The sequence below is a fragment of the Qipengyuania profundimaris genome, assembly GCF_030717945.1.
Lineage (GTDB): Bacteria > Pseudomonadota > Alphaproteobacteria > Sphingomonadales > Sphingomonadaceae > Qipengyuania > Qipengyuania profundimaris.
In genome coordinates this window covers 809,356-835,790 of record NZ_JAVAIM010000001.1, presented here as the reverse complement: position 1 = coordinate 835,790, position 26,435 = coordinate 809,356, and the positions used below count along the sequence as shown (strand labels likewise).

At 64.4% G+C, this 26,435-nt stretch carries 19 protein-coding genes; 14 read left to right on the top strand and 5 right to left on the bottom strand.

Going from position 1 to position 26,435, the window contains the following annotated elements; translation table 11 throughout:
- The first annotated feature begins 133 nt into the window (after window positions 1-133).
- Window positions 134-2,230: a TonB-dependent receptor gene (locus Q9K02_RS04180; protein WP_305931756.1), complete on the top strand. Its 2,097-nt coding sequence runs from the start codon at window positions 134-136 to the stop codon at window positions 2,228-2,230.
- A 218-nt stretch (window positions 2,231-2,448) separates the two neighbouring features.
- Here Q9K02_RS04180 and Q9K02_RS04175 read toward each other — a convergent pair whose 3' ends face one another.
- A complete protein-coding gene (locus Q9K02_RS04175) occupies window positions 2,449-2,991 on the bottom strand; it encodes a (2Fe-2S)-binding protein (protein WP_305931755.1) in 543 nt (180 codons plus the stop codon).
- Between the two features lie 127 nt (window positions 2,992-3,118).
- Here Q9K02_RS04175 and Q9K02_RS04170 point away from each other — a divergent pair, with 127 nt between their 5' ends.
- The 9 genes from Q9K02_RS04170 (at window position 3,119) to Q9K02_RS04130 (ending at window position 14,699) form a co-directional block, all read left to right on the top strand.
- Window positions 3,119-4,486, top strand: a complete 1,368-nt coding sequence (locus Q9K02_RS04170; protein WP_305931754.1) for an MATE family efflux transporter — start codon at window positions 3,119-3,121, stop codon at window positions 4,484-4,486.
- 46 nt (window positions 4,487-4,532) lie between these two features.
- The gene (locus Q9K02_RS04165) at window positions 4,533-6,950 is read left to right on the top strand and encodes a chemotaxis protein CheA (protein ID WP_305931753.1); all 2,418 of its coding nucleotides are present in this window, start codon (window positions 4,533-4,535) and stop codon (window positions 6,948-6,950) included.
- Window positions 6,947-7,381 carry a chemotaxis protein CheW gene (locus Q9K02_RS04160; RefSeq protein WP_305931752.1) on the top strand — a complete coding sequence of 145 codons (435 nt, stop codon included), beginning with the start codon at window positions 6,947-6,949 and terminating at the stop codon, window positions 7,379-7,381. The genes Q9K02_RS04165 and Q9K02_RS04160 overlap by 4 nt, the downstream gene beginning before the upstream one ends.
- Window positions 7,382-7,437: 56 nt before the next feature.
- Window positions 7,438-7,803 carry a response regulator gene (locus Q9K02_RS04155; RefSeq protein ID WP_278327583.1) on the top strand — a complete coding sequence of 122 codons (366 nt, stop codon included), beginning with the start codon at window positions 7,438-7,440 and terminating at the stop codon, window positions 7,801-7,803.
- An 11-nt stretch (window positions 7,804-7,814) separates the two neighbouring features.
- Window positions 7,815-8,900 (top strand): chemotaxis-specific protein-glutamate methyltransferase CheB, encoded by a 1,086-nt coding sequence (gene cheB, locus Q9K02_RS04150; protein WP_305931751.1) that lies wholly within the window; start codon window positions 7,815-7,817, stop codon window positions 8,898-8,900.
- Window positions 8,891-9,754 carry a CheR family methyltransferase gene (locus Q9K02_RS04145; protein ID WP_305931750.1) on the top strand — a complete coding sequence of 288 codons (864 nt, stop codon included), beginning with the start codon at window positions 8,891-8,893 and terminating at the stop codon, window positions 9,752-9,754. Before cheB ends, Q9K02_RS04145 begins: the two co-directional genes overlap by 10 nt.
- Before the next feature lie 91 nt (window positions 9,755-9,845).
- The gene (locus tag Q9K02_RS04140; RefSeq protein WP_305931749.1) at window positions 9,846-11,378 is read left to right on the top strand and encodes a putative bifunctional diguanylate cyclase/phosphodiesterase; all 1,533 of its coding nucleotides are present in this window, start codon (window positions 9,846-9,848) and stop codon (window positions 11,376-11,378) included.
- Window positions 11,375-13,168, top strand: coding sequence for a methyl-accepting chemotaxis protein (locus Q9K02_RS04135; protein ID WP_305931748.1), 1,794 nt, complete (start codon window positions 11,375-11,377; stop codon window positions 13,166-13,168). The genes Q9K02_RS04140 and Q9K02_RS04135 overlap by 4 nt, the downstream gene beginning before the upstream one ends.
- Before the next feature lie 187 nt (window positions 13,169-13,355).
- Window positions 13,356-14,699 (top strand): methyl-accepting chemotaxis protein, encoded by a 1,344-nt coding sequence (locus Q9K02_RS04130; protein ID WP_305931747.1) that lies wholly within the window; start codon window positions 13,356-13,358, stop codon window positions 14,697-14,699.
- A gap of 55 nt (window positions 14,700-14,754) precedes the next feature.
- On the opposite strand, the gene Q9K02_RS04125 is transcribed toward Q9K02_RS04130, so the two are convergent.
- A complete protein-coding gene (locus Q9K02_RS04125) occupies window positions 14,755-18,081 on the bottom strand; it encodes an amidohydrolase family protein (RefSeq protein WP_305931746.1) in 3,327 nt (1,108 codons plus the stop codon).
- A gap of 76 nt (window positions 18,082-18,157) precedes the next feature.
- Window positions 18,158-19,198, bottom strand: coding sequence for a LacI family DNA-binding transcriptional regulator (locus Q9K02_RS04120; RefSeq protein ID WP_305931745.1), 1,041 nt, complete (start codon window positions 19,196-19,198; stop codon window positions 18,158-18,160).
- Window positions 19,199-19,315: 117 nt separating this feature from the next.
- Between Q9K02_RS04120 and Q9K02_RS04115 the strand changes: the two genes are divergently transcribed.
- The 4 genes from Q9K02_RS04115 to Q9K02_RS04100 all read left to right on the top strand — a co-directional run bounded on the left by Q9K02_RS04115 (window position 19,316) and on the right by Q9K02_RS04100 (window position 25,017).
- Window positions 19,316-19,624, top strand: coding sequence for a hypothetical protein (locus Q9K02_RS04115; RefSeq protein ID WP_305931744.1), 309 nt, complete (start codon window positions 19,316-19,318; stop codon window positions 19,622-19,624).
- A gap of 115 nt (window positions 19,625-19,739) precedes the next feature.
- Window positions 19,740-21,242: a flavin-containing monooxygenase gene (locus Q9K02_RS04110; RefSeq protein WP_305931743.1), complete on the top strand. Its 1,503-nt coding sequence runs from the start codon at window positions 19,740-19,742 to the stop codon at window positions 21,240-21,242.
- 33 nt (window positions 21,243-21,275) lie between these two features.
- The gene (locus Q9K02_RS04105) at window positions 21,276-22,031 is read left to right on the top strand and encodes a competence/damage-inducible protein A (RefSeq protein ID WP_305931742.1); all 756 of its coding nucleotides are present in this window, start codon (window positions 21,276-21,278) and stop codon (window positions 22,029-22,031) included.
- Window positions 22,032-22,092: 61 nt separating this feature from the next.
- Window positions 22,093-25,017 (top strand): DUF2339 domain-containing protein, encoded by a 2,925-nt coding sequence (locus tag Q9K02_RS04100; RefSeq protein ID WP_305931741.1) that lies wholly within the window; start codon window positions 22,093-22,095, stop codon window positions 25,015-25,017.
- 58 nt (window positions 25,018-25,075) lie between these two features.
- On the opposite strand, the gene rplA is transcribed toward Q9K02_RS04100, so the two are convergent.
- Together rplA and rplK are read right to left on the bottom strand one after the other, a co-directional pair.
- Window positions 25,076-25,768 carry a 50S ribosomal protein L1 gene (gene rplA / locus Q9K02_RS04095; protein WP_278327597.1) on the bottom strand — a complete coding sequence of 231 codons (693 nt, stop codon included), beginning with the start codon at window positions 25,766-25,768 and terminating at the stop codon, window positions 25,076-25,078.
- 4 nt (window positions 25,769-25,772) lie between these two features.
- Complete coding sequence (gene rplK / locus Q9K02_RS04090; RefSeq protein WP_278327598.1) at window positions 25,773-26,204, bottom strand: 50S ribosomal protein L11; 432 nt, start codon at window positions 26,202-26,204, stop codon at window positions 25,773-25,775.
- Window positions 26,205-26,435: the final 231 nt, after the last annotated feature.

Below are 26,435 nucleotides of genomic sequence, written 5' to 3'. Positions count from 1 at the left end.
GCGATCAGTGAAAGCGGCGCTTGCGATTTTTTCATCGGCAGAAAACGCTTTTGCGGTTGCGAATGCGAATTGTTCTCAATAGCAGGACCTTCATCAGATTGAGAATCATTCGCAAGAATAGAAAGCCTACTTTATGAGGATCGTTTCCACCCGCGCTGCCCTGCTTCTTGGCAGCGCGACCGCATTCGCCGCCACTCCCGCCCTCGCCAACGAGCAGCCCGAGCGCGACTACCTTCCGAGCGACATCGTAGTCACCGGCGACGCCGACGGCTACGGCACCGACGACGGGCTGACCGCCACCAAGACCCCCACCCCGCTGATCGATGTGCCGCAGGCCGTCACCGCGATCACCCGCGACCAGCTTGACGACCAGAACGCCACCTCGCTCAACGAAGCGCTGCGGTTCGTGCCCGGCGTCAGCCTCGAAACCGGCGAAGGCCACCGCGATGAGGTGTTCATCCGCGGCCAGGAAACCACCGCCGACTTCTTCATCGACGGGTTGCGCGACGACGCGCAATATTACCGTCCGCTCTACAATGTGGAGCGTGTCGAGGTACTCAAGGGCGCCAATGCGCTGATCTTCGGCCGCGGAGCCGGTGGCGGTGCGATCAACCGCGTCAGCAAGAAGGCCGAGATCGGCGACCTGCGCCTCGCCGGGGCCGCCAGCGTCGACACGCACGGCGCCTTCAGCATCGCCTCCGACATCGGCCTGCCCGCAGGCGACGCGCTCGCCCTGCGCCTCAACGCGACCTACGAGGAATTCGACAACCACCGCGACGTCTACGAAGGCCGCTTCATCGGGGTGAGCCCGACAGCGACCGTAGGCCTCGGCCCGTCGACCGAACTGGTCCTCAGCTACACCTATGACGACGACCAGCGCGTGGTCGATCGCGGCGTGCCTGCCTTCCAGGGCCGTCCGCTGACCGGCAATGACGAAACCTTCTTCGGCGATCCCGACTACAATTACAGCGACGTCGAAGCGCATATCGCCCGCGCGCGCATCGATCACGATTTCGACGGCGGCCTGAGCGCCAATGCCACCGTGCAATATGCGCATTACGACAAGTTCTACTCGAACATCGTGCCCTCGGGCGCGTCGGACACCGATGGCGACGGGATCGCGGATACCGTCAGCCTGGGCGGCTACGAAAGCGGCACCGTGCGCGAGAACCTGATCGGTCAGGCCAATCTCGTCTGGGAAGGCAACACCGGCAGCATCGGCCACACGCTTCTGGTGGGCGCGGAATTCTCGCGCCAGGACACCGATGCCGATCGCGACCGGGCGATCTTCGGCGCGCCGACCGACGTTCCGCTGGCCGACACCATCTTCGTGCCGCCCTTCACGCTCGACTTCCAGCGCGCCTCGACCTCCGAGCTGTCGACGCTATCGTTCTATATTCAGGACCAGATCGACTTGGCCGACTGGCTGCAGGTCATCGTCGGCGCACGCTATGACGAGTTCGATCTCGAGAGCTACGACATCGGCAACGACTTCTTCGGCTCGCGCAAGGACGACAAGATCAGCCCGCGCCTGGGCGTGATCGTGAAGCCGCAGGACAGCCTGTCGATCTATGCCAGCTATTCGGAAAGCTTCCTCCCCGCATCGGGCGACCAGTTCACCGTGCTGAGCGATACCAGCATCAACCTCGAACCGGAAAGCTTCGAGACCTGGGAAGCGGGCGTCAAGTATGCCCCGCGCGCCGACCTGCTGGTGACCGCGGCCGTCTTTCGGCTTGATCGCAAGGACACGGCCTTCACCGATCCGGTGCAGAATTTGGTGCTGCAGACGGGCGAAACGCGCGTGCAAGGCTTCGAGGCCAGCCTTGCCGGATCGCTGACGGACCAGCTGCATGTGAATGTCGGCTACACCTATCTCGACGGCGAGATCCGCTCGGCGACCAATTCCGGCGGCATCGGGACCGAACTGCAGCAGTTGCCGGAACACCAGATCGGCGCCTGGGGCCGCTACGACTTTACCGACAAGCTCGGTGCAGGCCTCGGCCTGGTCCACCAGTCGAGCCAGTTCGCCAGCTTCAGCAACGACGTCGTCCTGCCGTCCTATACCCGCGTCGATGCGGCGGTTTTCTACACGCTGAACGACCGGGTGAGCCTGCAGCTCAATGTCGAGAACCTGCTCGACGAGGATTATTATCCGAGCGCGCATGGCGACAACAACATCCAGCCGGGCAAGCCGCTGACCGCCAAGCTGGGCGTGCGCTTCGAGCTCTGACGCCAGCGCCGATACCGGCTTTCCTACAGGAGCGGCGGCGGGCTAGGCTCGCTGCCGCTTCTTGTCATGGTCGGTCGACGCAGGGTGGCCATGCCCCCCGGGGGACGCCACGGTGCATCGCCCGCGCTCTGGTATGATAATCGAAATAATTCAGTGGCTTGTAGCAACCTTCGCCGGGCGACAGGGTGTCGCCTTTGTCGCCCGTCTGTCGCCTTGAGTCAGTTTTCCGGCGCGCTGATGGCGGGCACATCGCGGGCCGCGTCCTCGGCGCTGATGCCCGGCACCGGCGCGGCACTGATGCGCTCCTGCCTCCGGGCGACCCGTCCGGCCCGCTCGATGGCGCGGACGAGGCGCGGGTAGACACCGCAGCGGCACAGGTTCGGGATTGCGGTCTTGATCTCCGCCTCGGACGGCGAGCCGCTTTTCTCCAGCAATGCGCTCGCCGCCATGACGATGCCGGGCGTGCAAAAGCCGCACTGGATCGCCTGCTCGGCCACCAGCGCCTGCTGTACCGGATGCGTGCGGTCGCGGCTCAGCCCCTCGATCGTGGTGATGAAGCGCCCCTCCGCCTCGCCGATGGTGATAAGGCAGGACCGCAGCGCCTCGCCATCGACATGCACCATGCAGGCTCCGCAATCGCCCTCGCCGCAACCGTATTTGGTGCCGGTCAGGTTGGCCGCATCGCGCAGCGCCCAGAGGAGCGGCGTGTCGGGCTCCATGCGGAACCGCACTGGTCTTCCGTTGACGGTCATGCTGGTCATGGATGCGCGCTTCGCCTCGCGGGTGGACTGGACGGCCGCGCTATCGCACGGGCGCTCATCGGCGGGCAAGCGGCACGGCGCATTTCTCCGCTAGGCAATACCGGACGCGCCCGCTAGGCGAGCCGCGATGAGCGAGACGGCCAAACTCACCACCGGGAGCATTCGCGGCCATCTCGTCAGCCAGACTGCGCCGATGATCATCGGCGTCGCCGCGATCATGTCGGTCGGCCTGATCGATGCCTATTTCATCGGGCAATTGGGCGCGCAAGAGCTTGCTGCCGTCAGCTTCATCTTCCCGATCACCATCGCGCTCTCGAGCCTCGGCGTCGGGGTGATGGTCGGGATCAATTCGGTAATCGCCCGCGCGCTGGGCGAAGGGGACCGCGACCGGGCGGAGCGGCGCGCGAACTTCGGCGCGATCTTCGCGCTGGCAATCGGCGTGGTCATGGGCCTCTTGCTGTTCGCTCTGCTCGATCCGCTGTTCCAGCTGATGCAGGCATCGGACAACCTGCTGCCGCTGATCCGCGAGTACATGCAGCCCTATGCGCTGGGCCTGCCGGTGCTGCTGTTGCAGATGGGCCTGAACGGCGTGCTGCGCGGTCAGGGTGAAGCGCGCAAGACCAGCTATGTTTCGGTCACCTATTCGGCGGCGAACTGGGTGCTCGACCCGATCCTGATTACCGGGGCCTTCGGCTTCGGCGGTTTCGGGATCGCGGGCGCAGCCTATGCCACGATTGCCGGTTTCTTCATTGCTATCCTCGTCGCGCTTTACCTGATCAAGGGCGCGCAACTGCCGATCAATCCGGCCACCATCCGCCGCTGCAATGTCGGGGAATCGAGCAAGGCGATCCTTTCCGTGGCCGGGCCAGCGGCGTTTTCGAATGCAATCAATCCCATCGGCCTGTCCGTGCTTACCGCACTGCTCGCCAGCCAGGGCGAAGCGGCCGTGGCGGGCTTCGGAGCTGCCGGGCGCTTGCAGAGCTTCGCCACCGTCCCGCTGCTGGCGCTGTCCGGCTCCATCGGCGCAATCGTCGGCCAGAACTGGGGCGCGAACCGCCCCGATCGCTCGCGGAGGGCGATGTGGTGGTCGGCGCTGTTCTGTATTGTCTACGGCCTCGCCACCGCAGTCCTGCTCTTCTTCACCGGAGACTGGTTCGCACGCTTCTTCACCGACGATCCTGCGGTTGTGGACGAGTTCTCTCGCTACCTGGCCATTGCGGTCTGGGGTTATGCCGGCTTCGGCCTGCTCATCGTCGCCAACGGCGCGCTCAACGCCGTCGATCGCGCAGGCGTGGCGCTGGCGCAGAGTGCGGCGCGTGTCTTCCTGGTCATGCTCCCCTTCGGCTGGCTGCTGCGCGGAAGCTGGGGCTCCGAAGCGATTTATGCCGCCGAACTCGCCGCCAATATCGCCGGGGGCGCACTGGCGACTTTCCTCGTCTGGCAGGTGCTGCGCGACCGTTCGGAATCGAGCGCAATTCCCCAAACCAATCGTTAACCATCTTGCTGCATAGCTGGCCTCCGATCGGATCAGGGGCAGTTTAATGGATGATCTTCTGGCGGACTTCGTCGCCGAAACACGGGAAATGCTGGAAGCCAGCGGCGGGGAAATCGTCGCTTGGGAAGCAGACCCGTCCGACCGCGCGCGGCTCGATACGATTTTCCGCTTCGTCCATACCGTAAAGGGAAATTGCGGTTTCTTCGATTTTCCGCGGCTCGAGAAACTGAGCCACGCTGCCGAAGACGCGCTGTCCGAATGCCGCGCCGGACGCCGCGAGGCCGACAGCGCGCTGGTTTCCGCCGTGCTCGCCATCATCGACCGCATCAGCGAGATGACCGACGCGATCGAAGCCGGCGAGGAATTCCCCGAAGGCGGCGACGACAAATTGATTGCCGCGCTCCAGGGCAGCGACGACATCGTCGTCGCCAGCGCCGTGATGCCGGAAGCCGAACCGGCGAACGACGAGGATGCGGGCGAAACCGACGGTGACGAAGGCTCCGACAACGAGAGTTCCGCGCCCAAACCCGCACGCGCTCAGGTCGTACAGCGCTCCATTCGCCTGCCCGTCGACCTGCTCGACGAGGTGATGAAGGGCGTCTCCGACATGGTGCTGGCGCGCAACGACCTGTCGCGTCGCCTGCGCGAGGCCGGGGAACAACCGACCATCGACGGACCCTTCGATCGCCTCTCGACGATCCTAGCCGACGTCCGCGCGGCGATCACCCGCATGCGGATGCAGCGGCTGGAGCACCTCTTCAGTTCGCTCCCCCGTCTTGTCCGCGACCTGTCGAACGAACTCGGCAAGCAGGTCATGGTCGATTTCGAGGGCGGAGAGGTCGAACTCGATCGCGAAATGATCGAGATGGTCCGCGATCCGCTGACCCACATTATTCGCAACGCCATCGATCACGGCATCGAAGGACCCGGCGAGCGACTGAAGAACGGCAAGCGCGAAATCGGCCTGCTCCGCTTCGCAGCGCGCCAGGCCGGCAACCAGATCAGCTTGGTCGTGTCCGACGATGGCCGGGGGATCGACACCGGCCGTCTCGCAGACAAGGCCGTCGCTGCCGGGCTCTATTCGCAGAGCGAAGTCGACCGCATGTCCGATCGGCGCAAGCATATGCTCATTTTCGAACCGGGCCTGTCGACTGCCAATGAAGTCAGCTCGGTCTCCGGGCGCGGCGTCGGCATGGACGTCGTGCGCGCCAATATCGAACGCGTCGGCGGCTCCATCGATGTTGTCAGCAAACCGGGCGAAGGCGCCAGCTTCCATCTCAAGCTGCCGCTCACGCTCAGCATCATCGCCGCCCTTACCGTCGGCGCCGGCAGCCAGCGCTATGCGATCCCGCGCAGCTATGTCGAAGAGATCGTCTTCGGCAGCAGCAGCAATGTCGAATTCGCGACGGCCGGCGACCGCCGCCTTGTCACCTTCCGCGACAAGCGCGTCCCGTGCCTCGCGCTGGGCGACATTCTCGGTATCGACGAGATCGACGATGCGGAATGGGACAGCAAGACGCTGGTCCTCATCCGTCTCGCCAGCGACGATGTTTTCGCCCTCGCCGTCGACCGTGTGTTCGACCACGAGGACGTAGTCGTCAAACCGATCGCCCCGGCAGTAATGGAAACCCGCCTTTATGCCGGGACCACCCTGCTCGACGATGGCCGCCCGATGATGCTGCTCGATTTGCCGAGCATCGCGACCAACCGCTTGCACATGGGGGAGGGCCGCACGACCGAGGTTGTAGAAGAAGAGGTCGTCGAAACGGGCCGCAAGGCTGTGCCGATCATGCTCTTTGCCGGGCTCGACGATCGCAAGCGCGCCGTACGGCTCGACATGGTTCGTCGGATCGACACCGTGTCGCGCGAGGCGATCGATATCGAGGGTCAGCGGGCGCAGGCCGTCATCGACGGATCGGTATTTACGCTGCTCGGTCTCGAATTCGGCGAGCTGCCGGAAGACCGGTGCCGCCTGCTGCGCCTGACCGATGGCGAAAGCGAAGTCGTCTATGCGGTCAACGAAGTGCTCGACGCCGCCGATATGGATGGCGAGATCATTCCCTCGCAGGACGATCCCCTGATCGAGGGCGTGACCCTCATCGGCGACTCGCTGGTGCCGGTGCTCGACGGGCACGCGCTCTTCGCCCGCCAGCGCGTCCAGCGCCGAACGGACGAGGTGCTGTCGTGCCGCATTCCGGGCGATAGCGACTGGGCCAGAACGATCCTGGAACCGCTGGTCGAGGCGGCCGGATACCGCATCGCTGCCGATGACGGCGAAGATGCCGATGTCGAAATCCAGCTGGCCGAAATCGCACAGCCCGCACAATCCGCCAGCGCCCGCAGCGTCATCCGCCTGACCCAGGATCCGGACAATGCCGGAGCCGATGGCGGTACCATCTACCGCTACGACCGCGACGGCCTGCTGGCCGCGCTCAAACAGGCCCGCCTCGGGAGGACCGCATGACCGACCTGCTGCTCCAGTGCCTCGTCGCCGGCCGCCACGCGGCTATCCCGGCGAGCGATGTCCAGTCCGTGATCGAGATCGAGCAAATCACGCCGATCCCGGGAACGCCGGACTTCATTCTCGGTCTCACGGCCCTGCGCAGCCAGGCGTTGACGGTGATCGACTGTTCGCTCGCCCTGGGCCTCGACAAGACGGTTGCAGAAGACGACCAGCGCGCGGCGGTGGTCGAGGTCGAAGGCCATCTCTACGCACTGCTCGTCGATGCCGCTTACGACGTCGGCGAAGCCCTCAGCCAACCGGTGGCCGTGCCCGGTGGTTTCGGCGCCGGATGGCAGCGCGCCGCCCGCGGCATGGTCGAGACCGAGAGCGGCCCGACCCTGCTGATCGACACTTCCTCGCTCATAGCAGGCCCGATGGAAGAAGCTGCTTAAGCGAATAGTTACCCCTCGGGCGGTACAAGGCCCCGAAACACACGAGGTCCAATAACATGAAAACCTGCCTGATCGTCGATGATTCGCGCGTCATCCGCAAGGTGTCGCGCCATATTCTCGAAACCCTCGATTTCGAGGTCGAGGAAGCCGAGAACGGCAAGGAAGGTCTCGATCGCTGCATGGAATCGATGCCGGACGTGGTCCTGCTCGACTGGAACATGCCGGTAATGACCGGCATCGAATTCATCACCCAGCTGCGCCAGCGCGACGGCGGCGACAAGCCGAAGGTCGTTTTCTGCACCACCGAAAACGACGTGGCCCATATCCGCGAGGCGATCAGCGCAGGTGCCGACGAATATGTGATGAAGCCGTTCGACCACGAGACCCTGCAGATCAAGCTCCAGCTTGTCGGCATGGCCTGAGGAGGCCGGCAATGAGCGCAGTGCTTCGCAGCGAGAGGGCCGATCCCGCCGCATCGGTCGGTCGCAAGGTCCGGGTGATGATCGTGGACGATTCGCTGACCGTGCGAACCGTCTTCACGCGCATGCTCCAGAAGGAAAAGGACATCTGCATCGTCGCCACGGCCAATACGGCCGAACGCGGGCTCGACGAACTGCGCACGCATGAAACCGATGTGATCATGCTCGATCTCGAAATGCCCGGTATGGGCGGGATCGAAGCGCTTCCGAAAATTCAGCAAGCCGCCCCCGGTGCGCAGGTCCTCGTCATCTCCTCGCTGACCGCGGACGGCGCCGAGCACACCGTCCAGGCTCTGTCGCTGGGCGCAGCCGACACCATGCTCAAGCCACGGCCGGGCGGCTTCAACGACAGCTACCGTGAAGCTCTGCTTGGCAAGATCCGCGCACTCGCCGGCGTCGATGCGGAAGCGCCCAAGCCAGCGCGCCCCGCCCCGTCGCCCGCCAGATCGGGCAAGCGCCCCGAAGTGGTCGCGATCGGCGCATCGACCGGCGGCATCCACGCGCTGAACCTGTTCCTGCGCAAGATCCCGAAGAACTTCGACCTGCCGATCCTGATTACGCAGCACCTGCCGGACAGCTTCATCCCGGTGTTCGCCAAGCAGATGGAATTGGCCGCAAGCCGTCCTGCCGTGCTCGCCGACGAAGGTGTAGAGCTGAAGCGCGGCCACATCATAATCGCACCAGGCCACGGTCACATGGTCGTGCGCAAGTCGGGCGGGCGCTACGTCACCGGGCTGGCCTACCATCCGGTGAAGAGCGGTTGCATGCCCTCTGTCGACCCGATGTTCGAATCCCTCGCCGAAGCGTTCGACGGGCGGGTCGCCGCAGTCCTGCTGTCCGGCATGGGCCGCGACGGCACCGAAGGCGCGCAGTCGATCGCGAAGGCAGGCGGCACGCTCTACGCCCAGAACGCCGAGACCTGCGCCGTCTGGGGCATGCCGCGCGCGGTGACCGAGATGGGTCTGGTCGCCGCTGCCAGCCCGCCAGAGGAACTCGCGGAAAAAGTGCTCGCGAGCGTGGGGGCCGAGGCATGGGCGTAGACGACGCGTCCCATAAAATCATCGCCGATCTCCTAGAACAGCGTACCGGACAACAACTGACGGAAAATCGGCGCTGGCGCGTCTCCACGGCGCTTGCCGGGCTGTTCCGCGAACTCGGCCTCGACAATGTCGACCAGCTGGCCTGCATGCTGGAACGTCCCGGCGAGCACCATCTGGCGACCAAGGTTGTCGAGGCCTTGCTCAACAACGAGACCTATTTCTTCCGCGATCACGTCTATTTCGCGATGCTGGCCAACCAGGTCTTGGGCGATCTCGCAAGCCGGCGCGCCGGATCGAAGCGTCTGCGCATCTGGTCCGCCGGCTGCTCTACCGGACAGGAACCGCTCAGCCTCGCCATGCTGTTCTGCGAACAGCCGGGACGCTGGCGAGACTGGGATATCGAGATCCTCGGGTCCGACATCTCCGGCAAGGCGATCGCGTCGGCCAAGACCGGATGCTACACCCAGTTCGAGATCCAGCGCGGCATCAGCGTCGCGCAAATGCTCAACTTTTTTACCGAGACCCCGCGCGGCTGGCAGGCCAACGACAAGATCAGCTCGATGGTCCGCTTCCAGCAGCACAGTATCCTCGACCACCCGCCCCATCCGGGGCAATTCGACCTCGTGTTGTGCCGCAACGTGCTGCTCTATTTCGACACGGACATCCGCCGTACGGTGTTCGACCGTCTGGCCAGCGCGACAGCCAGCGACGGCTTGCTGATGCTCGGCGCCGGAGAATCGGTGGTAGGCCAGACCGAGCGGTTCGAGCCTTCGCAATGGGGGTCTTCGCTCTACCGGCCGACTTCCGTGCATGCCCGCGCCACTCGCACGTTCCAGCACCGGGCCTCCGCGTGACGGACAAGGTAAACGCGGCTTCACCAATCCTTAGCGAATGACCGCTATCGCCATGTTGCAGAACATCGAACGGTTTTAATCGGGGGCATTGGTGGAAACTCGGCAGGATCAGGCTGTCAGCGATAGTAGAGCCGTGGTCTTCGGGCCGCTGGTGATCCTGGCCGGTATCTTCCTGTCGACTTTCGCGCTCACCATGGCAAGCAGTCGGCTTGGCATCGGCCAGCCAATGGCCATCCTGGCGACCGGCACCGCGATTTTCGCTGCTGCGGTCGGCTTGCTCGCTTATTCCGGCATTCGCCACCTGCGCCGGGCGGAAATCCTGAGCATGAGCGACAGCCTGACCGGCCTGCCCAATCGCCGTGCGCTTCATCGCGACATGCAGCGCAAGGCGCTGAGCGGCGAAGAGGTCGCCCTCGCTCTTGTCGATCTCGACGGGTTCAAACTCGTCAACGATCACTACGGCCACTTCGTCGGCGATGCGGCGATTCGCGAATGTTCGCGCATCTTCGTGGAGATGACCGAAGGCGAGGCGACGATCTATCGGCTCGGCGGGGACGAATACGCCGTCATGGCCGCAGGTCCCCTCGCGGGCACCTTGCTCGAAGGGCTGTGCCGCCGGATCGTCGAGCGACTGGCCAAGCCCGTCAATGTGGACGATCGCCGCCTGACGCTCGGCGCGAGTATCGGCCTGGCACGCTGCAATGCCGGGGATACAGTCAGTTCCTCCGAACTGCTGCGCCGTGCCGATGTCGCCATGTACGCCTCCAAACGTGGCGGCAAGATGCGCTGCACATGGTTCAATCCGGCCTTCGACAAGAGCCGCGAGCAGATCAAGGAACTCGACGACGAATTGCGCATGGCGCTGGCGCGTGACGAGTTTCGCCTGAATTACCAGCCGCTGGTGGACAGCACCACGCGCATGGTTGTTGCCGTCGAGTGCCTGCTGCGCTGGGAGCGTCCCGACGGCAAGCCCATCGGCCCCAATGTCTTCATCCCGGTGGCCGAGGAAAGCGGACTGATCAACGCGATCGGCCTATGGGTTCTGCGGCAGGCTTGCATCGATGCGCTCGCCTGGGACGACATCACCCTGTCGGTCAACATCAGCGCGGCTCAGCTTCGCAATCCCGAATTCCCGGTCCAGCTCGGCCATATCCTCGAGGAAACCGGCTTCGATGCCGAACGGCTCGAACTCGAGATCACAGAGACCTGTCTGGTGCTCGATCCGGTCGTTGCCGAACGCAGCCTCGCGCTCATCCGAGGGTTTGGCGTGCGCATCGCCCTCGACGATTTCGGGACCGGCTATGCCTCGATCGGCTTCCTGCGCCAGTTCCGCTTCGAGAAGCTGAAACTCGATCGCAGCCTCGTCGTGCAGGCCGGCGAGGACGATGGCAGCCGGGCGATGATGCTATCCAGCATCACGGTCGCACGGGCCATGAAAATGGGCGTCACGGCCGAGGGCGTCGAAACGCAGGAACAGGCCGACATGGTCCGCGCCGCCGGCTGCGACCAGATCCAAGGCTGGCTCTATTTCAAAGCCATGCCGGCCGGCGAAATCGAGCAGCATCTCGGTCAGCCGGTCCAATCCATGATCGCAGACACTCCCAAGGGTAAAAAAGTAGCATGAACGCTCTTTCCGACACGAACGGCGGCTTCGTCGCCGAATACGAGGTCATGCCCGACGCGGTTCTCGGCGAAAAGCGAGAGGCTGCAATTTACGAAGCTGCCGATCCCGATGCGCCTTCCGGGGGCCTGCGTGGCTGGATGTATGCGAAGACCGTCGGCGAGAAGCTGGACGCCATTGCTTTCATCAATATCGCCGCCGTGGCGATCATTCTGCTCTCCATCCTTTTCGGCGGATGGTACGCATTGGAAATGCGCCAGCAGCGCGTCGAGATTTCCGAAGCGACTTACGACTCCGCGCAGATGGTGGCCGAAATCGGCGATGCCCGCCTTTTCGTGCAGCATTATGCGGTTACCGGAAATCGCGAGGATCTAGCAGCCGCTCAGGATTCACTCCGACAAGCCGATCGGACGCTGCGAGAGATTGAGACCCATGCGACTGAGATCGCTCCCACCACGGTCCCCGCGATCAACGATCTCAACGCTTCGCTTGCCGCCCTCGCCTCACGCGTTTCTGCCGCCAATGATTCTCGCGGTACCATGGAGCAGTGGCAGGCATTCGCCGACAGCGTCTATGTCGAGGGCGACGATATTATTGCAACCGCTCGCAATCTTCGCGACGAGTTGGTCGCGGTGGGCGAAGCCGAAGATGAAAACGCCCAATTCGGGATCCTCATGCTTTTCGTCATGTTTCTCGTGATGGGAGTAGGCGGCGCAGTGTTGGTCCTACTCAGCAACCGTTACATCGGCGGCGATCTGTCGCGCACTCTCGGCAGGATCAGTGATGTTGCGACGCGCCTCGCGGCGGGTGAAAAGGGCATGCACATCCCGGGCACAGGACGCCCCGACGAGATCGGCGACCTTGCGCGATCTTTCGAAATATTTGCGCAGTCCGCGCAGGAATTCGAGCAACTCTCCGCGGAACGCGCAGCTCTGCGCGCGGAGCGCGGCAAAGAGATGCAGCGCGTCGCGGATCGTTTCGAAACGACAGTCGGCAAGGTCGTCGGCGGCGTGGCGAGTGCCTCGAACCAGCTCCAGCGCACGGCAGGGGTGATGAGCGAAACCGCCGACCGCACATCGCAGGAAGCAGGCGAGGCGGCGCGCCACATCGCCGAGGCTTCGACCGGAGCAACGGCGGCGGCCGCCGCATCCGACGAATTCGCCATGTCGATCGGCGAGATCAGCAGGCAGGCATCGCATTCGGCCGAACTCGCGCGTCAGGCCAACGACACCGCCAAGGGCGCCGACGAGACCATCTCCGCGCTGTCCACTTCGGCCAACGAGGTTGGCGCGATCGTCGAACTGATCCAGTCGATCGCCAAGCGCACCAATCTCCTTGCTCTCAACGCCTCGATCGAGGCGGCGCGTGGCGGGGAGGCGGGCCGCGGCTTCGCGGTCGTCGCCAGCGAGGTGAAGGAACTTGCGGCGCAGACCAGCCGCGCCACCGACGACGTGGCCGCCCAGATCCGCGCCATGCAGGACTCCACCGGCGCCAGCGTCAGCGCGCTGCGCGCCGTGGCGCGCCAGATCAGCGAGATCGAATCGACAGCGACTTCGATCGCCAGCGCAGTGGATCAGCAGTCGGTGGCTGGCCGTGATCTCGCGCGCAGCATCGACGTAGCCGCGCGCGCCAGCGATGATGTGTCTCGTCATGTTTCGCAGGTCCGCGAAACCTCGCTGGAGACAGGCGCCGCCGCGAGCCAGGTGCTGAGTTCGGCAAACGAGCTGGAACAGCAAGCGGACGAGCTACGCCAGCAGGTCGCCACATTCCTCGGGCAAGTCCGTCAGGGATGACAGGAAAGCGACTCGATCTGCGTTGCTGCCGACCCGACCGTCGCAACCTTCGGACATAACTTGCTGCTGCCGCGCACCAATTGCCTTGACTAAGGCGCCGCGCAGTAGAGACCGAATTCTCCCCGCTTAACCATTTCGCAAGCGCTCCCGTCTTACAGTTAGCAACAGCTTAATGGGGGAGTGACGCATGAACGCGCCGACGAATTTCCTGGAACACGATCTAATTCGCGAAATCGCCGATGTCGAAGTCGTGGCTGGCGAGCGAGACGACGAGGTTACGGGTATTGGCGCATGGTTCATGGGCAAGTCGCTCGACGACAAGGCGGTGCTGGCCTCCCTCATGTCGGTTGGCGGTCTTGCGGTCATCGGAACCCTGGCCGCTTGGGGGCTGATTTCTCCTACGAGCAGCCGGCTAGCCCTAGTCGCAATCCTCGCAATCGTCGGTTTCAGCGTCCCTGTCAGCCTGATTGCCCTCCAATTCATCCGCAAGCGGGTGATTAGGCCATACTCACATATCAGCCGGGAAATGACCCGCCTCGCAGCGGGTGCCCGCGACATCGAGCTAATCGGTACCGATCGGGTCGATGAAATCGGAGAACTGGCGCGTGCATTGCACGTTTTCACCAAGTCGGGCCACAAGCTCGACGAGCTCTTCGCAAAGCGGCAGAACTCGGAAAAGGCCCGCAAGGCCGAATTGCTCCAGCTAGCTGCCAACCTCGACTCCAGCGTCGGCGAGATCGCCGGTGGTGTCGCTGCGGCATCGAGCCAGCTCAAGACGACGGCGCAAGGCATGGCCTCCACCGCCAACCAGGCGACCGGGCAGGCCGAACAGGTCATCTATTCGATGGAACAGGCATCCAGCGGCGCGACCGCGGCGGCTGCGGCGTCCGACGAGTTTGCCATGTCGATCGGCGAGATCAGTCGGCAGGCGGCGCATTCGGCCGATCTGGCGCGCAAGGCGACCGAAACCGCTACCGGCGCGGACGACACGATTTCGGCCCTCGCCAGTTCGGCCGAACAGGTCGGTGCGATCGTGGAATTGATCCAATCGATCGCCAAGCGCACGAACCTGCTCGCGCTCAACGCCTCGATCGAAGCGGCGCGCGGCGGAGAGGCCGGACGCGGTTTCGCAGTCGTCGCCAGCGAAGTGAAGGAACTCGCCTCGCAGACCAGCCGTGCGACCGAGGAAATTGCCGACCAGATCCGTGACATGCAGAATTCGACCGGCGCCAGCGTTGGCGCACTGCGTTCGATCGTCGACCAGATCCGCGAACTCGAAACCACGGCCGTGTCCATCGCCAGTGCCGTCGACCAGCAATCGGTTGCCGGACAGGACCTCGCCCGCAGCATCGATCTTGCCGCCCGCTCGACCGAAGAGGTCTCAGGCAGCATCACGCAGGTTCGCGAGACGTCGCTTTCGGCAGGGGCTGCAGCCAGCCAAGTGCTGACATCGGCGGAAGAACTCGAACTGCAGGCCGAAGCTCTGCGCGCGAAGATGCAGGCCTTCACCGCCGAGGTCCGCGCAGCCTAAGCGATCCGCTTTCCGCGGGCGACGCGCAGACGGCGCATCGCCCGCAGCAAACGCATCACTCCCACCAATACGGCCGACGGGTGTCCGATCCCGTCTCGACTTCGTTCATCGTCCGCGCGTCGTAGAGCCTGCCGCCCAGCATCACGCGCTCGATGTCGTCCGAATTGCGGATATCTGCAGTGGGATCGGCGGACAGGACCAGCAGGTCGGCCAGCTTGCCGACCTCGAGGCTGCCGATGTCGCGCTCCATGCCGAGCGACTGGGCCGACCAGATCGTGCCCGCCCGCAGCGCCTCGATCGGCGTCATGCCGCCGCGCACGAAGCTCCACAGCTCCCAGTGCGCGGCGATGCCGGCCTGCTGGCCATGCGCACCGATGCTGATCTTCACGCCGCGCTCGGCCAGCTTCTTCGTTTCGCGTGCTGCATCGTCGTCGACGAAGGCCCACTCCGGCGCCGTGACGCGCCGCGCGGTCTGCGCGATCAGCTGGCGCGGCGGAGTATGGACGAGCAGCGGGTTGTCGAACACGTCGGTCGCCTGCCGCCAGTACGGGTCGCCCGCAAGCCCGCCATAGGTGACCACCAGCGTCGGCGTATTGTTGGTCTGCGAACCGCCCCAGAACTGCAGCACGTCTTCGTAGAAATATTCGACCGGAACGTTGTGCTCCACGGTCGAATTGCCGTCGGCGATCAGGTTCATGTCCATGCCAAACAACGAACCGCCCTCGGCGACCACGAGCATGTCCTCGGCCATGGCGGCGGCAACCACCTGCTGACGCTGCTCGCGCCGCGGCTGGTTGTAGTTCTTCACCGATACGCCGCCCTGCGCCTTGATGCGGCGCACGTGCGCCAGCGCGTCTTCGTAGCCATCGATCCGGGCATAGACAGAAGGTGCCTTGGCGCCGTAGATGATCTCCCCGGTCGAGAAGATGCGTGGAGCCAGCAGGCTGCCCGCCCGCTGTCGTTCCGACGCCGCGAAGATCATGCTGGCGCGCGAGGACGGATCATGGAGCGTGGTGGTGCCCAGTGCGAGGTTCTGCACCAGCGACCAGTTCTGCTGCGGGATGAGATCGGCCACGCCCTGTGGTCCGTGGGCATGGGCATCGACGAGGCCTGGCATGATCGTCTTGCCCGCTGCGTCGATCACCGTCGCGCCCGCCGGGACCGCCACGGCATCGGCCGCGCCAACGGCGGCGATCCGGTCGCCGCGGATCACGATCGTGCCGTTCTCGATCGCACCTGCACCATCACCGGTCATGGTGAGGATGCGCGCGCCGGTAAGCGCAACCACGCCGCTCGGCTTGTCGGCGCGGATCGTCCGGGCGAGCGAGATGCCGCTGGCAGGCGGCGTGAATTTCGGCGCGTCCTTGCCCAGCGGTGCATTGGAGAACATCGCTGAGGTCGGAGCGCGGTAGAGAGTCGGCCCCATTGACCAGGTCAGCGTGCTGCCGCCCTCAGTCCAGCCGATGTAGTCCGCCCCGCCCTTGCTTGCGCGCGTCACCGGCAGCGAACTGGCCTTTTCGCCCAGCGTCACGGCCTGCCCCCCAGGAAGCAGCGGGGTGACGAAGACCTCGTAATTCTCGCGGAACGCCAGCATGTCGCCGCGCGGGCTGACGCTGTAGCCGCTAACGAGCTCGCCTTCCGCATGGACCTGGCGCCGGTCCCCGGCAAGCGTAGCGGACAGCAGCTGGAGCTTGCCACCCGACCGTCCCAGCATGAACAGGCGATCATTATCGTCGCCGAACTGCGGATCGGTCGTGTCGCGGGCTACCAGCGTGGGCGTGCCGCCGTTTGCGGAAACCGAGTAGACGCCTTCGTTTTCGGAGTATTCCGGCGACGTCAGATACCCGCCCGAGCGCTTCTCGAATACGATCGTATCGCCATCGGGCGAAAATTGCGGCTGCGCGTAATGGCCGGGCGTACGGGTCACGGCCCGTACGTTGCGACCATTGGCGTCCGCCGTCATGACCTGCCCCAGCCCATCGTCGGTCCAGCGCACGAAGACGACCCGCCGGCCGTCACGCGACCAGCTCGGCCACAGCTCCAGCGCCTCGCCACCGTCAGACAGGAACCGCTGCGGCTCACCGCCGCCAAGCGGCTTGGTGTAAAGCTTGCCGAGGCTTTCGAAGACGACCGTGCGGCCATTTGGGCTGACGCTGGCGAAGCGGGGGATCTTCGCCGTGAAGCTGTCCTCGCCCACCGGGATCACCGGATGGGGAGCATCGGCCACGCCGCGCGTGTCGTCGATCCGGAACGGGATCACGCTCGCGCCGCTACCATCGGCAGCGATGCGGCGGATCTTCCCGCCGGCCCAGGCCACGATTGCGCTGCCATCCGGCGTCCAATCCATGCGCGGATAGAAGCCGTAGACCGCCCAGGTTTCCTGCATGTCGAGATCGAGATCGCCGTAGATCATCCGCTCCACGCCGGTGGTGAGGTTCTTCACCCAGAGCTCGGTCGTATCCTTGTCCCGGCGAATGAAGGCCAGCGAAGTGCCGTCGGGTGACGGCGTCGGGCGCACCGCACCGCCATAGCCACTGGCCGCGGTCGTCACTTCGGTCGTGGCGAGATCGTAACGCTCGATGGCGAACGTGCCTTGCGTCGAATCCTGCGCATATTCGAAGATCGGGCCGCCGGTGACGTTACGGGTGTAGTAGACTGCCTCACCGCCCGGTGCATAGATCGGCTCGCCCAGTTCCTTCTGCAGCGTCTCGTTGGCGCGCGCGACGAGCTTTACGCCGCCACCGCCGGAAGGATGGTAAAGCCAGATCTCGCCCGTCCCCAGCGAGCGCTCGGTCGTGAAGTGCTTCTTGGCGACGATGTATTTGCCGTCCGGCGACCAGTCGGGCTGGTTCAGCAGGCGGAATTCTTCCTTGGTGACTTGGCTCTTGTTCGAGCCGTCGGCATTCATCACCCAGATATTGTCGCCGCCGCCACGGTCGCTGGTGAAAGCGATACGCCGTCCATCGGGTGAAAAGCGCGGCTGCACCTCCCACGCCAGGCCCTCTGCGATCCTGCGCGGCGTGCCGCCGGCGATCGGCATGGTGTAGATGTCGCCGAGCAGCGCGAAGGCGAGCGTGCGTCCGTCAGGCGATACATCGACATCGATCCATGTGCCCTCGTCGGTGCGGATCGGCACCTGCCGGATGGTGAACCCGCGCGGATTGGCGACGTCCCAACTCTCTGCGTCACCACCCGATGCTGCCGGATTGGCAGTCGCGGGAGCGGCATCGACCGCCATCCCGGAACCTTCGGCAGGCTGTTCGTCCTGCGAGGCATCGACCTCCTGCTCTTCGACTGGATCGGGAGTCGGTTCGGGCTCCTGCGCATAGGCCGCCTGGCTCGCGAACAGGACTGCAAGGACGGATGCGATGCTGAATTTCATGGTTTTTCCCTCGAATACCTCACCCGCTTCATAGGCGGCTGAGGCGCAAGAGCAATGGCGATTGCGCCCGGGCGCTTCAGCCCACGCTGGCGCGCTCCACCAGACGCACGGGCACCCGCCGCTCCGGCTTTTCGCCCTCCTTGGCCAGCGCGGTGTCGATGAGCAGCTTGCCCGCCATTGCAAAGTCCGGCTCCACCGTCGTTAGCGGCGGCGCACTGAACTCACCCGAACCGAGCCCGTCGAAGCCGATCACCGAGACCTTGCCCGGCACCGCGATCTGGCGCGAAGCGAGCTCTTCCAGCGCGCCGAGCGCCATGGCATCGCAGGCGAAGAAAAGCCCGTCGAAATCCGACCCTCTCTCGACCAGCGTGGCGATGGCGTTGCGCCCCTGCGACACCCGATCCTCGCCTTCCCCCACCAGGGGTTCGTGAACTTCCAGGCCGCCCGCCTTCATCGCCGCGCGATAGCCCTCGTAACGTTCCGAGAACTGCCGCTGCGAGCAATGCGTGTCGCCGACGAAATGGATCGAATTCGCGCCGCCTTTCACCAGCCGCTCGACCGCAATCCGCCCCCCGTCCCGGTTGTCGGAGCGCACCCAGGTTGCATCGTCGAACGGCGAACCCCAGAAGGCGATGGAATCGCTCTGCGCGGCGCATTCGCGGAAATAGTCCCATGCCGGCTGGTTGGTCGCCGTGCCGATCACGACGACGCCATCGGCCTGCCGCCGCGCGACGTAATGGCCGAACAGTTCCTCGGGCTCGGCCTGGAAAGAGACGAGCGCTTCATAGCCGCGCTCCGCCGCCGCCGCACAGGTGCTGCCCAGCATCGAATAGTAAAACGGATTGATCGCGGCAGCGCCCTGCCCCGCCCGACCGATCACCACGATCGCGATCGTCCCGGTTTCGCCGCGACGCAGACCGGCCGCGCGGGCATTGACATGGTAACCGAGTTCTTCCGCCGCCTTTTCCACGCGGCGCCGGGTTGCCTCGGTAATGGTTTCGGACCCCGACAGCGCCCGGCTGACGGTCGACTGGCTGACCCCTGCACGCTCGGCAACATCGATCGAGGTTACGCGCCGCGGCGCACCGTTCAGACTGTTCGACATCCCACGTCCCATGGCAGTTTTGCCGTCTCCCTAACCCGAAGTTCGCGAGATTGCGAGTAGCGCAATTCAGCCCGCACTTGCACAGACGAACCTGCACCGGATAAGAGAGGTGAACCACGGGGGTATGGCATGGCTAGAGACTATCGCCGGGAGGACCGGTTCACAGTCCAGGTCGCTGGTCGTTATCGCGGCAAGCATGGCAATTCGCGAGACATCTGGATCAAGGATGTCTCCGAATATGGCTGTCGCTTTTTCGACAAGTTTTCCGTTCTCGAAGTGGATGGGGAAATTCTTGTTAAACTGGGCAACATCGGTCCGATCCTCGCAGAGGTGAAATGGCGCGAGGGCAGCACCGTCGGCGCGCAGTTCGATCACCCGCTGCACCCCAGCGTCCTCGATCACATCGTCCGCGAGATGGACCGCCGCGAAGTCGAATAGATTGCTGAAGATCGCCCGGCGGCTGCAGGGCGAATGGTCTGGAAAACATTTCATTTAGAGACTGACTGGCGCTCGCCGCTCTCATGGTCTATTCTGTGACCAAGAGGAGAGAAGAATGGCTGACTTGGCGAGCGATTTCGATGTGCTGATCGTCGGCGCAGGCATATCCGGTATCGGAATGGCGGCGCATATGAAGGACAAGGCGCCTTCCCACAGCTTCGCCATCGTCGAGCGGCGCGACAATATCGGCGGCACGTGGGACCTGTTCCGCTATCCCGGCATCCGATCGGACAGCGACATGCACACGCTGGGGTTCGAATTCGAACCCTGGAAGCACGAAAAGTCCATCGCCGACGCCCCTGCCATCCTCGACTATCTCGAGCGCATCGCCGACGAGCGAGACATCCGGCAGCATATCCGCTTCGGCCACAAGGTCCTTTCCGCCGACTGGCGCGGCAGCGAAGCCCGCTGGCACGTCACGCTCGAAACGAAGGAAGGAGAGCGCAAGCATCTGACCGCGAACTGGCTCTACCTCGGCGCAGGCTATTACGATTACGACGAGCCTTACGACCCGGGATTCGATTTCGGCGAGTTCGAAGGCCAGGTCCTGCATCCGCAATTCTGGCCGGAAGACCTCGATTATACGAGCAAGAACGTCGTCGTGATCGGGTCCGGCGCGACCGCCGTCACCATCGTGCCCTCGATGGCCGACAAGGCGGCCAAGGTCACCATGCTCCAGCGCACGCCGACCTGGATGTTCAGCCGCCCGGCCAAGGATTCGGTCGCGAATTTCCTGCGTAAGATCCTGCCGGAGGAAACGGCCTACAAGATCACCCGGTGGAAGAACATCAAACTGCAGGATTTCGGCTTCAAACGCGCGCGCACCAAGCCCGACAAGATGGCGGAAGGCCTGCACAAGCGCATTCGCAAGTCGATGGGCGACGATTACGACCTCACCGATTTCACTCCGCCCTACAATCCGTGGGAGCAGCGCCTTTGCCTCGTGCCGGACGACGATCTGTTCGAAGCCATGAAGAGCGGCAAGGCGGACGTGGTGACCGGTCACATCAGGGCTTTCGAAAAAGGCGGGGTCCGGCTGACGGACGACACCTTCCTGCCTGCCGATATCGTCGTGACCGCGACCGGCCTCAAGCTGGCGGTGGCCGGCAAGATCGCGCTGTCGAAGGAAGGCGAGCCGATCGATCTGGCAGAGCACTTCTACTACAAGGGCTGCATGTTCTCGAACGTGCCGAACCTGGCGGTCGTGTTCGGCTATCTCAACGCCAGCTGGACGCTGCGCGCGGACATCAATTCGGATTACGTCTGCCGCGTACTCGAACTGATGAAGGGCATGGACGTCGACATTGCCGTGCCGCGTCTGCCCGAGGATCACGATCTGGAGGAGGACGATATCTTCGATTTCTCGTCCGGCTATATCCAGCGTTCCAAGCACATCATGCCCAAGAACGCGGTCGGCTATCCTTGGCGGCTCAACCAGGAATATGTGCTCGATCGCAAGCGCATGGCGAGCGAGCCGGTCGATGACGGCGTGCTCACCTTCTTCCGCGCGACCGAAGAGGTTTCGGCGGCCGAGGGGAGCATGGAAGCTGCGGAGTAGCTTTCCGCGCCGCACCGCATTAGGTCGGAGCGCATGAGCGAACGCATTTATACCGCCGGCCTCGTCGTGATCGGCGACGAGATCCTCTCCGGCCGCACGCATGACAAGAATATCGCGCAGGTCGCCAGCTGGCTGCAGGTGCAGGGGATCCGCCTTGCCGAAGTGCGCGTCGTGCCGGACGTGATCGAGCGGATCGTGGAAGCGGTGAATGCGCTGCGCGAGGCAAACGACTATCTCTTCACCACCGGCGGGATCGGCCCTACGCATGACGACATCACGGTCGATGCTGTTGCCGAGGCGCTGGGCGTCGACGTGATCGTCCACCCGACTGCGCGGGAGATTCTCGAGAACTACTATGCCGACAAGGGCGGGATCACCGATGCACGTCTGCGCATGGCCCGGGTGCCCAAGGGGGCGGAGCTGATCGCCAACCGCATGTCGGGTGCACCGGGAATCAAGATCGGCAACGTGCACCTGATGGCGGGTGTGCCGCATATCACCGCAGGCATGCTCGACGCCCTCACCGGTACGCTGCAAGGCGGCAAGCCGCTGATTGCGGAGACGGTCGGCTGCTGGACGCCCGAAAGCGAGGTCGCCGATATTCTCCGACAGGTCGAACAGACCCATGCCTCGTGCCAGATCGGCAGCTACCCCTTCTTTCGCGAGGGCCGCGTCGGCGCGAACTTCGTCGTGCGCTCGACCGACCGCGGAGAATTGAAGAGCTGTGTCGACAGCCTGTGCGACGGGCTGGCGAGCGCCGGTTTCGATTTTACCCCCGGCGGAATCTGACAAGGCCTTTGTTAAGCCTGCTACGCGCAGTATCCCTGCTGTACGGGAGGTTCACTGACGCGTGGAATGGCTCTTCATTCTGATATTGGGCGGAGTCGCCTATTACCTGACCGACCGCCTCGGTAAGGCCGAACGCCGCATCGAAGAGCTGAGCGAGCTGCAGGATCGCATGTTCGATTACATGCGCTCGGCCAATGCCGGTAAGGGTGGCGAGCCTGTCCCTGATGAAACTGCTGTCGAGGCACCGCCCGAACGCCCGGCGAGCGTCCCGAAGGTCGTCTTGCAGCGGGATCGCTCCAGTGTGGCAGACGAAGCCGGCGTTGCAGCACCACCGCTGGACGAGCCGGAGCCTGCATCGCAGCCCGTCGATGAACCATCCTCGAAAGAGCCGTTCTTCGCGCGCTTCAGCTTCGACCTCGAGGACGTGTTTGGGCGCCGGCTGCCGATCTGGGCGGGTGGCGTTACCCTTGCCGTTGCAGGTGTCTTCCTCGTCCGCTACTCGATCGAGCGCGGGCTGATCACGCCCACCTTGCGCGTGATCATGGCCTTCCTGTTCGGCGGCGGACTGATCGCCGGCGCAGAGGCGGCCTACCGCTTCCGCGACAAGGTGGCCGACCCGCGCGTGGCGCAGGCACTGGCGGGCGCAGGTCTCGCCACGCTGTATGCAGGCTTCTATCTCGCGGGCACGCAGTACGGACTGATCGGGCAGTCGCTCGCATTTCTCGGCTTGGCCGTTGTCACTGCAGGCGCAATCGGCCTGTCCTTCCGCTTCGGCTTGCCGAGCGCCGTCCTCGGCCTGGTCGGCGGCTTCGCGGCCCCTGCTTTAGTCGGTGGCGAAGAGGCGAACCTGCCGCTGCTGGCGCTCTATCTCGGCCTCGTCACCGGCGGATTGGTCTATGCGGGCCGCCAGCAACAGCGCCAATGGCTCGGTATCGCCGCCATCGTCGGCGGGCTCGGCTGGGGAGCGTTGCTGCTGCTTGCCGGCGATCCGGGCGTGGCCGAAATCCTTGCGCTGGGCCTCTACTTCGTGGTCCTCGGCGCGGTCATGCCCGCACTTGGCGAGGCCGGGCGGTTCGAGCAGCCCTTGCGGCTCGCCGCGGCGCTCGTCGCCAGTGTGCAACTGGCGCTGCTGGTCGATCAGGGCGGCTACGCGCCGCTCGCTTGGGGCCTGTACCTCTTGCTCGGCGCGACCCTGGCGTTCTTCGGCTGGAAACGGCCCGAGATGCGCGAGGCCAATGGGATCGCGGCGCTTGTCGGCCTTCTGCTCTATGCACAATGGCCGGTGCCATTCCCGAGCGATTTCGCCCTCGTCGGCGCGGCATTGGTGCTGGTATTTGCGGTCGTGCCGCTCGCCTATCTGCGGGACAGGTCGGACCGGATCGGCGACCGCTTGCAGATTGCGCTGGTTCCGCCAGCATTCGCCGCTGTTGCCTACGCCACTTTCGGCAAGTTCGACGCGGACGAGGCCGAATGGGCGCTGTTTCTTGCGACCGCTCTCCTTGCGCTCTTGCCGGCGGTAGGTGCCTGGATGCTCCGGCTGCGTGAAGACCGCCGCTGGTTCGCTGGTTTGCTCGGATCGGCCACCGCGCTCTCCTTCGCGGCCCTGCTCATGGTGACGCCGGGCTGGAGCGCGCCTCTGATGGCGTTGGTCACGCTCCTTCCTGTGTTTGCCCTGCTTTACCGGGACAGCGACAGGGCAATCGCGCGGCTGTCCTCGATCGGCTGCGTCATGACGCTCGGGGCACTGATCGCGACCGACGCGTTCTTTGACGAAGCCGCGCTTCTCGGCGGGGATGCAGGGGCGACGACGACATGGCAAGCCGTCCTGCGCTGGACCGCCGCAGCCGCTCCGTTTGCAGCGCTGGCAGCGCTTACCCGAGAACCGGCGATGCGCCACAGCGCCGAGGTGGTTGGTGCGTTTCTCGTATATGGTGCGCTGGCTCAAATTCTGCCAGCCGACGCTCTCGCCTGGACCGCCGTTGCCTGTGCCTTTGCCGTCTGGCACTTCGCTGGCGAGCGCCAGGCGGCGCAGGGCACGTTTACATTCGTCGCCCTCCTCTGGGCACTGGTCCCGCTGCTGACCTGGCTGGAGGCGGGCGCGGCGTCGCTGGCCGCCGATCCGGTCTATGTAATCGACCTGCCCTCACCCAAGTCGGTGTTGCTCCGCATCCTTCCACTGGCGGCAGCGTTGGCAATCCTTCCTTCGTTGCGAGCCATCCGCGCTGTCCAGACGCTGCGTCCCGCTTGGCTCGCCGCCCCGGTCCTGCTGATCGCAGCGCATGTCTTGTTCAAGCAGCTGCTGGCGATCGAAACCGAGACCAGCTTCGTCGCGCTCGGGCTTGCCGAGCGGACTTTGTGGGAAGCTCTGCTCCTCGGTCTGGCATGGCTCGCCGCCACCGGTGTCGCCAGCATCGCGCCCCGTCGCTGGCTGGGCATCGGTCTCGCCGCCGCGGCGCTGCTGCATTTCACGATCTATACCGGCCTCCTTCACAACCCTCTTTGGGATCGTCAGGCGCTTGGGCCCGTGGCTATCGCCAACCTTGCCACCGCGGCTTACGGCATCGCGATCATTGCGGCGCTATCGCTCCGGCGATGGCTGACTGAGAGGCTGCGCCCTGCGTTCGACGGCATAGTGATCGCGCTCTCGTCGGTGATGGGCCTGACCTTGCTCAGGCAGGCATTCGAAGGCTCGATCCCGGCAGGTATCCCGCTGACCCAGGCGGAGGACCTCATGCGCAGCCTCGCCGGCATCCTGCTCGCCCTGTTTTACCTGTTCCTCGGCAATCGCCTCGACCAGCGCAGCTGGCGGATCGGCTCGCTGGTGCTGATCCTGCTCGCTGTCGCCAAGGTGTTCATCGTCGACGCGGCAGGTCTGGAAGGGCTACTGCGCATAGCCAGCTTCATGGCGCTGGGTTTCAGCCTCATCGGTATTGGCTGGGTCTATTCCCGCCAGTTGCGGAGTACGCCTGCCGGGGACGCCCGATAGCAAAAGGGCCGGGAGTTTCCTCCCGACCCTTCTGAAATCCTGTCGGAGAAGAGAGGGCTTACGCGCCTTCGACTTCGCCGAGATCGACCTTCAGGCCCGGGCCCATCGAGCTGGTCAGCGTGACCTTGCGCACGAACTTGCCCTTGGCGCCCGACGGCTTGGCCTTGACGATCGCCTGAGTCAGCGCCTCGAAGTTCTTCTTCAGGTCTTCGTCCTTGAACGACAGCTTGCCGATGCCGGAGTGGATGATGCCCTGCTTCTCGACACGGAATTCGACCTGGCCGCCCTTGGCGTCCTTCACGGCCTGCTCCACGTTCGGGGTGACGGTGCCGAGCTTCGGGTTCGGCATCAGGCCCTTGGGGCCGAGCACCTTACCGAGACGGCCGACGACGCCCATCATGTCCGGCGTCGCGATCACGCGGTCGTAATCGAGATTGCCGTTCTGCATGTCTTCCATGAGATCTTCGGCACCGACCTTGTCTGCACCTGCAGCAAGAGCCTTGTCGGCATTGTCACCCTTGGCGAACACGGCGACCTTCACGTCCTTGCCGGTACCGCTGGGGAGCGACACCATGCCGCGGACCATCTGGTCGGCGTGGCGCGGATCGACGCCGAGGTTCATCGCGACTTCGACCGTCTCGTCGAACTTCGCCTTGTGCTCGCGTAGCGTGGCGAGAGCTTCGTCGACGGTGTAGAGCTTTTCGCTGTCCAGCTTGGCGACGGTCTGCTGCTTCTTGGTCTGCTTTGCCATGGTCTTAGCCCTCCACCACGTCGAGGCCCATCGAACGCGCGGAGCCTTCGATGATCTTGGTAGCCTGTTCGATGTCGTTCGCGTTCAGGTCCTTCATCTTCTGCTCGGCGATTTCCGCCAGAGCCGAACGCTTGATGGTCCCGGCCGAAACCTTGCCCGGCTCCTTCGAGCCCGACTTGAGCTTGGCAGCCTTCTTGATCAGGAAGCTGGCCGGCGGGCTCTTCGTCACGAAGCTGAACGAACGATCGGCATAGACCGTGATCGTGGTCGGGATCGGCATGCCCTTTTCCATGCTGTCGGTCGCAGCATTGAAGGCCTTGCAGAATTCCATGATGTTCACGCCGCGCTGGCCCAGTGCGGGGCCGATGGGGGGCGAGGGGTTGGCGATGCCCGCGGGCACCTGCAGCTTGATATAGCCGTCGATCTTCTTGGCCATGAATGGCCTCCTTTCTCACTTTCGCCGCGCCTGTTTCCAGCCGAGGCTCATGGTAAGCGGTCAAGCGGTCCGGCGTGCCGAACCTCCCGCGCGGGGTTCCCGAAGCTGACTTGGGAAGGCGCGCACATAGCGATTTGGCGCGCGATTGCAAGCGATTCGCCCTGTTCCCTGCGTGTAGGAGCACCGTAGGAGCCGCCTTGTGCGTTTCCCGTAACATGGACCGCATGGACC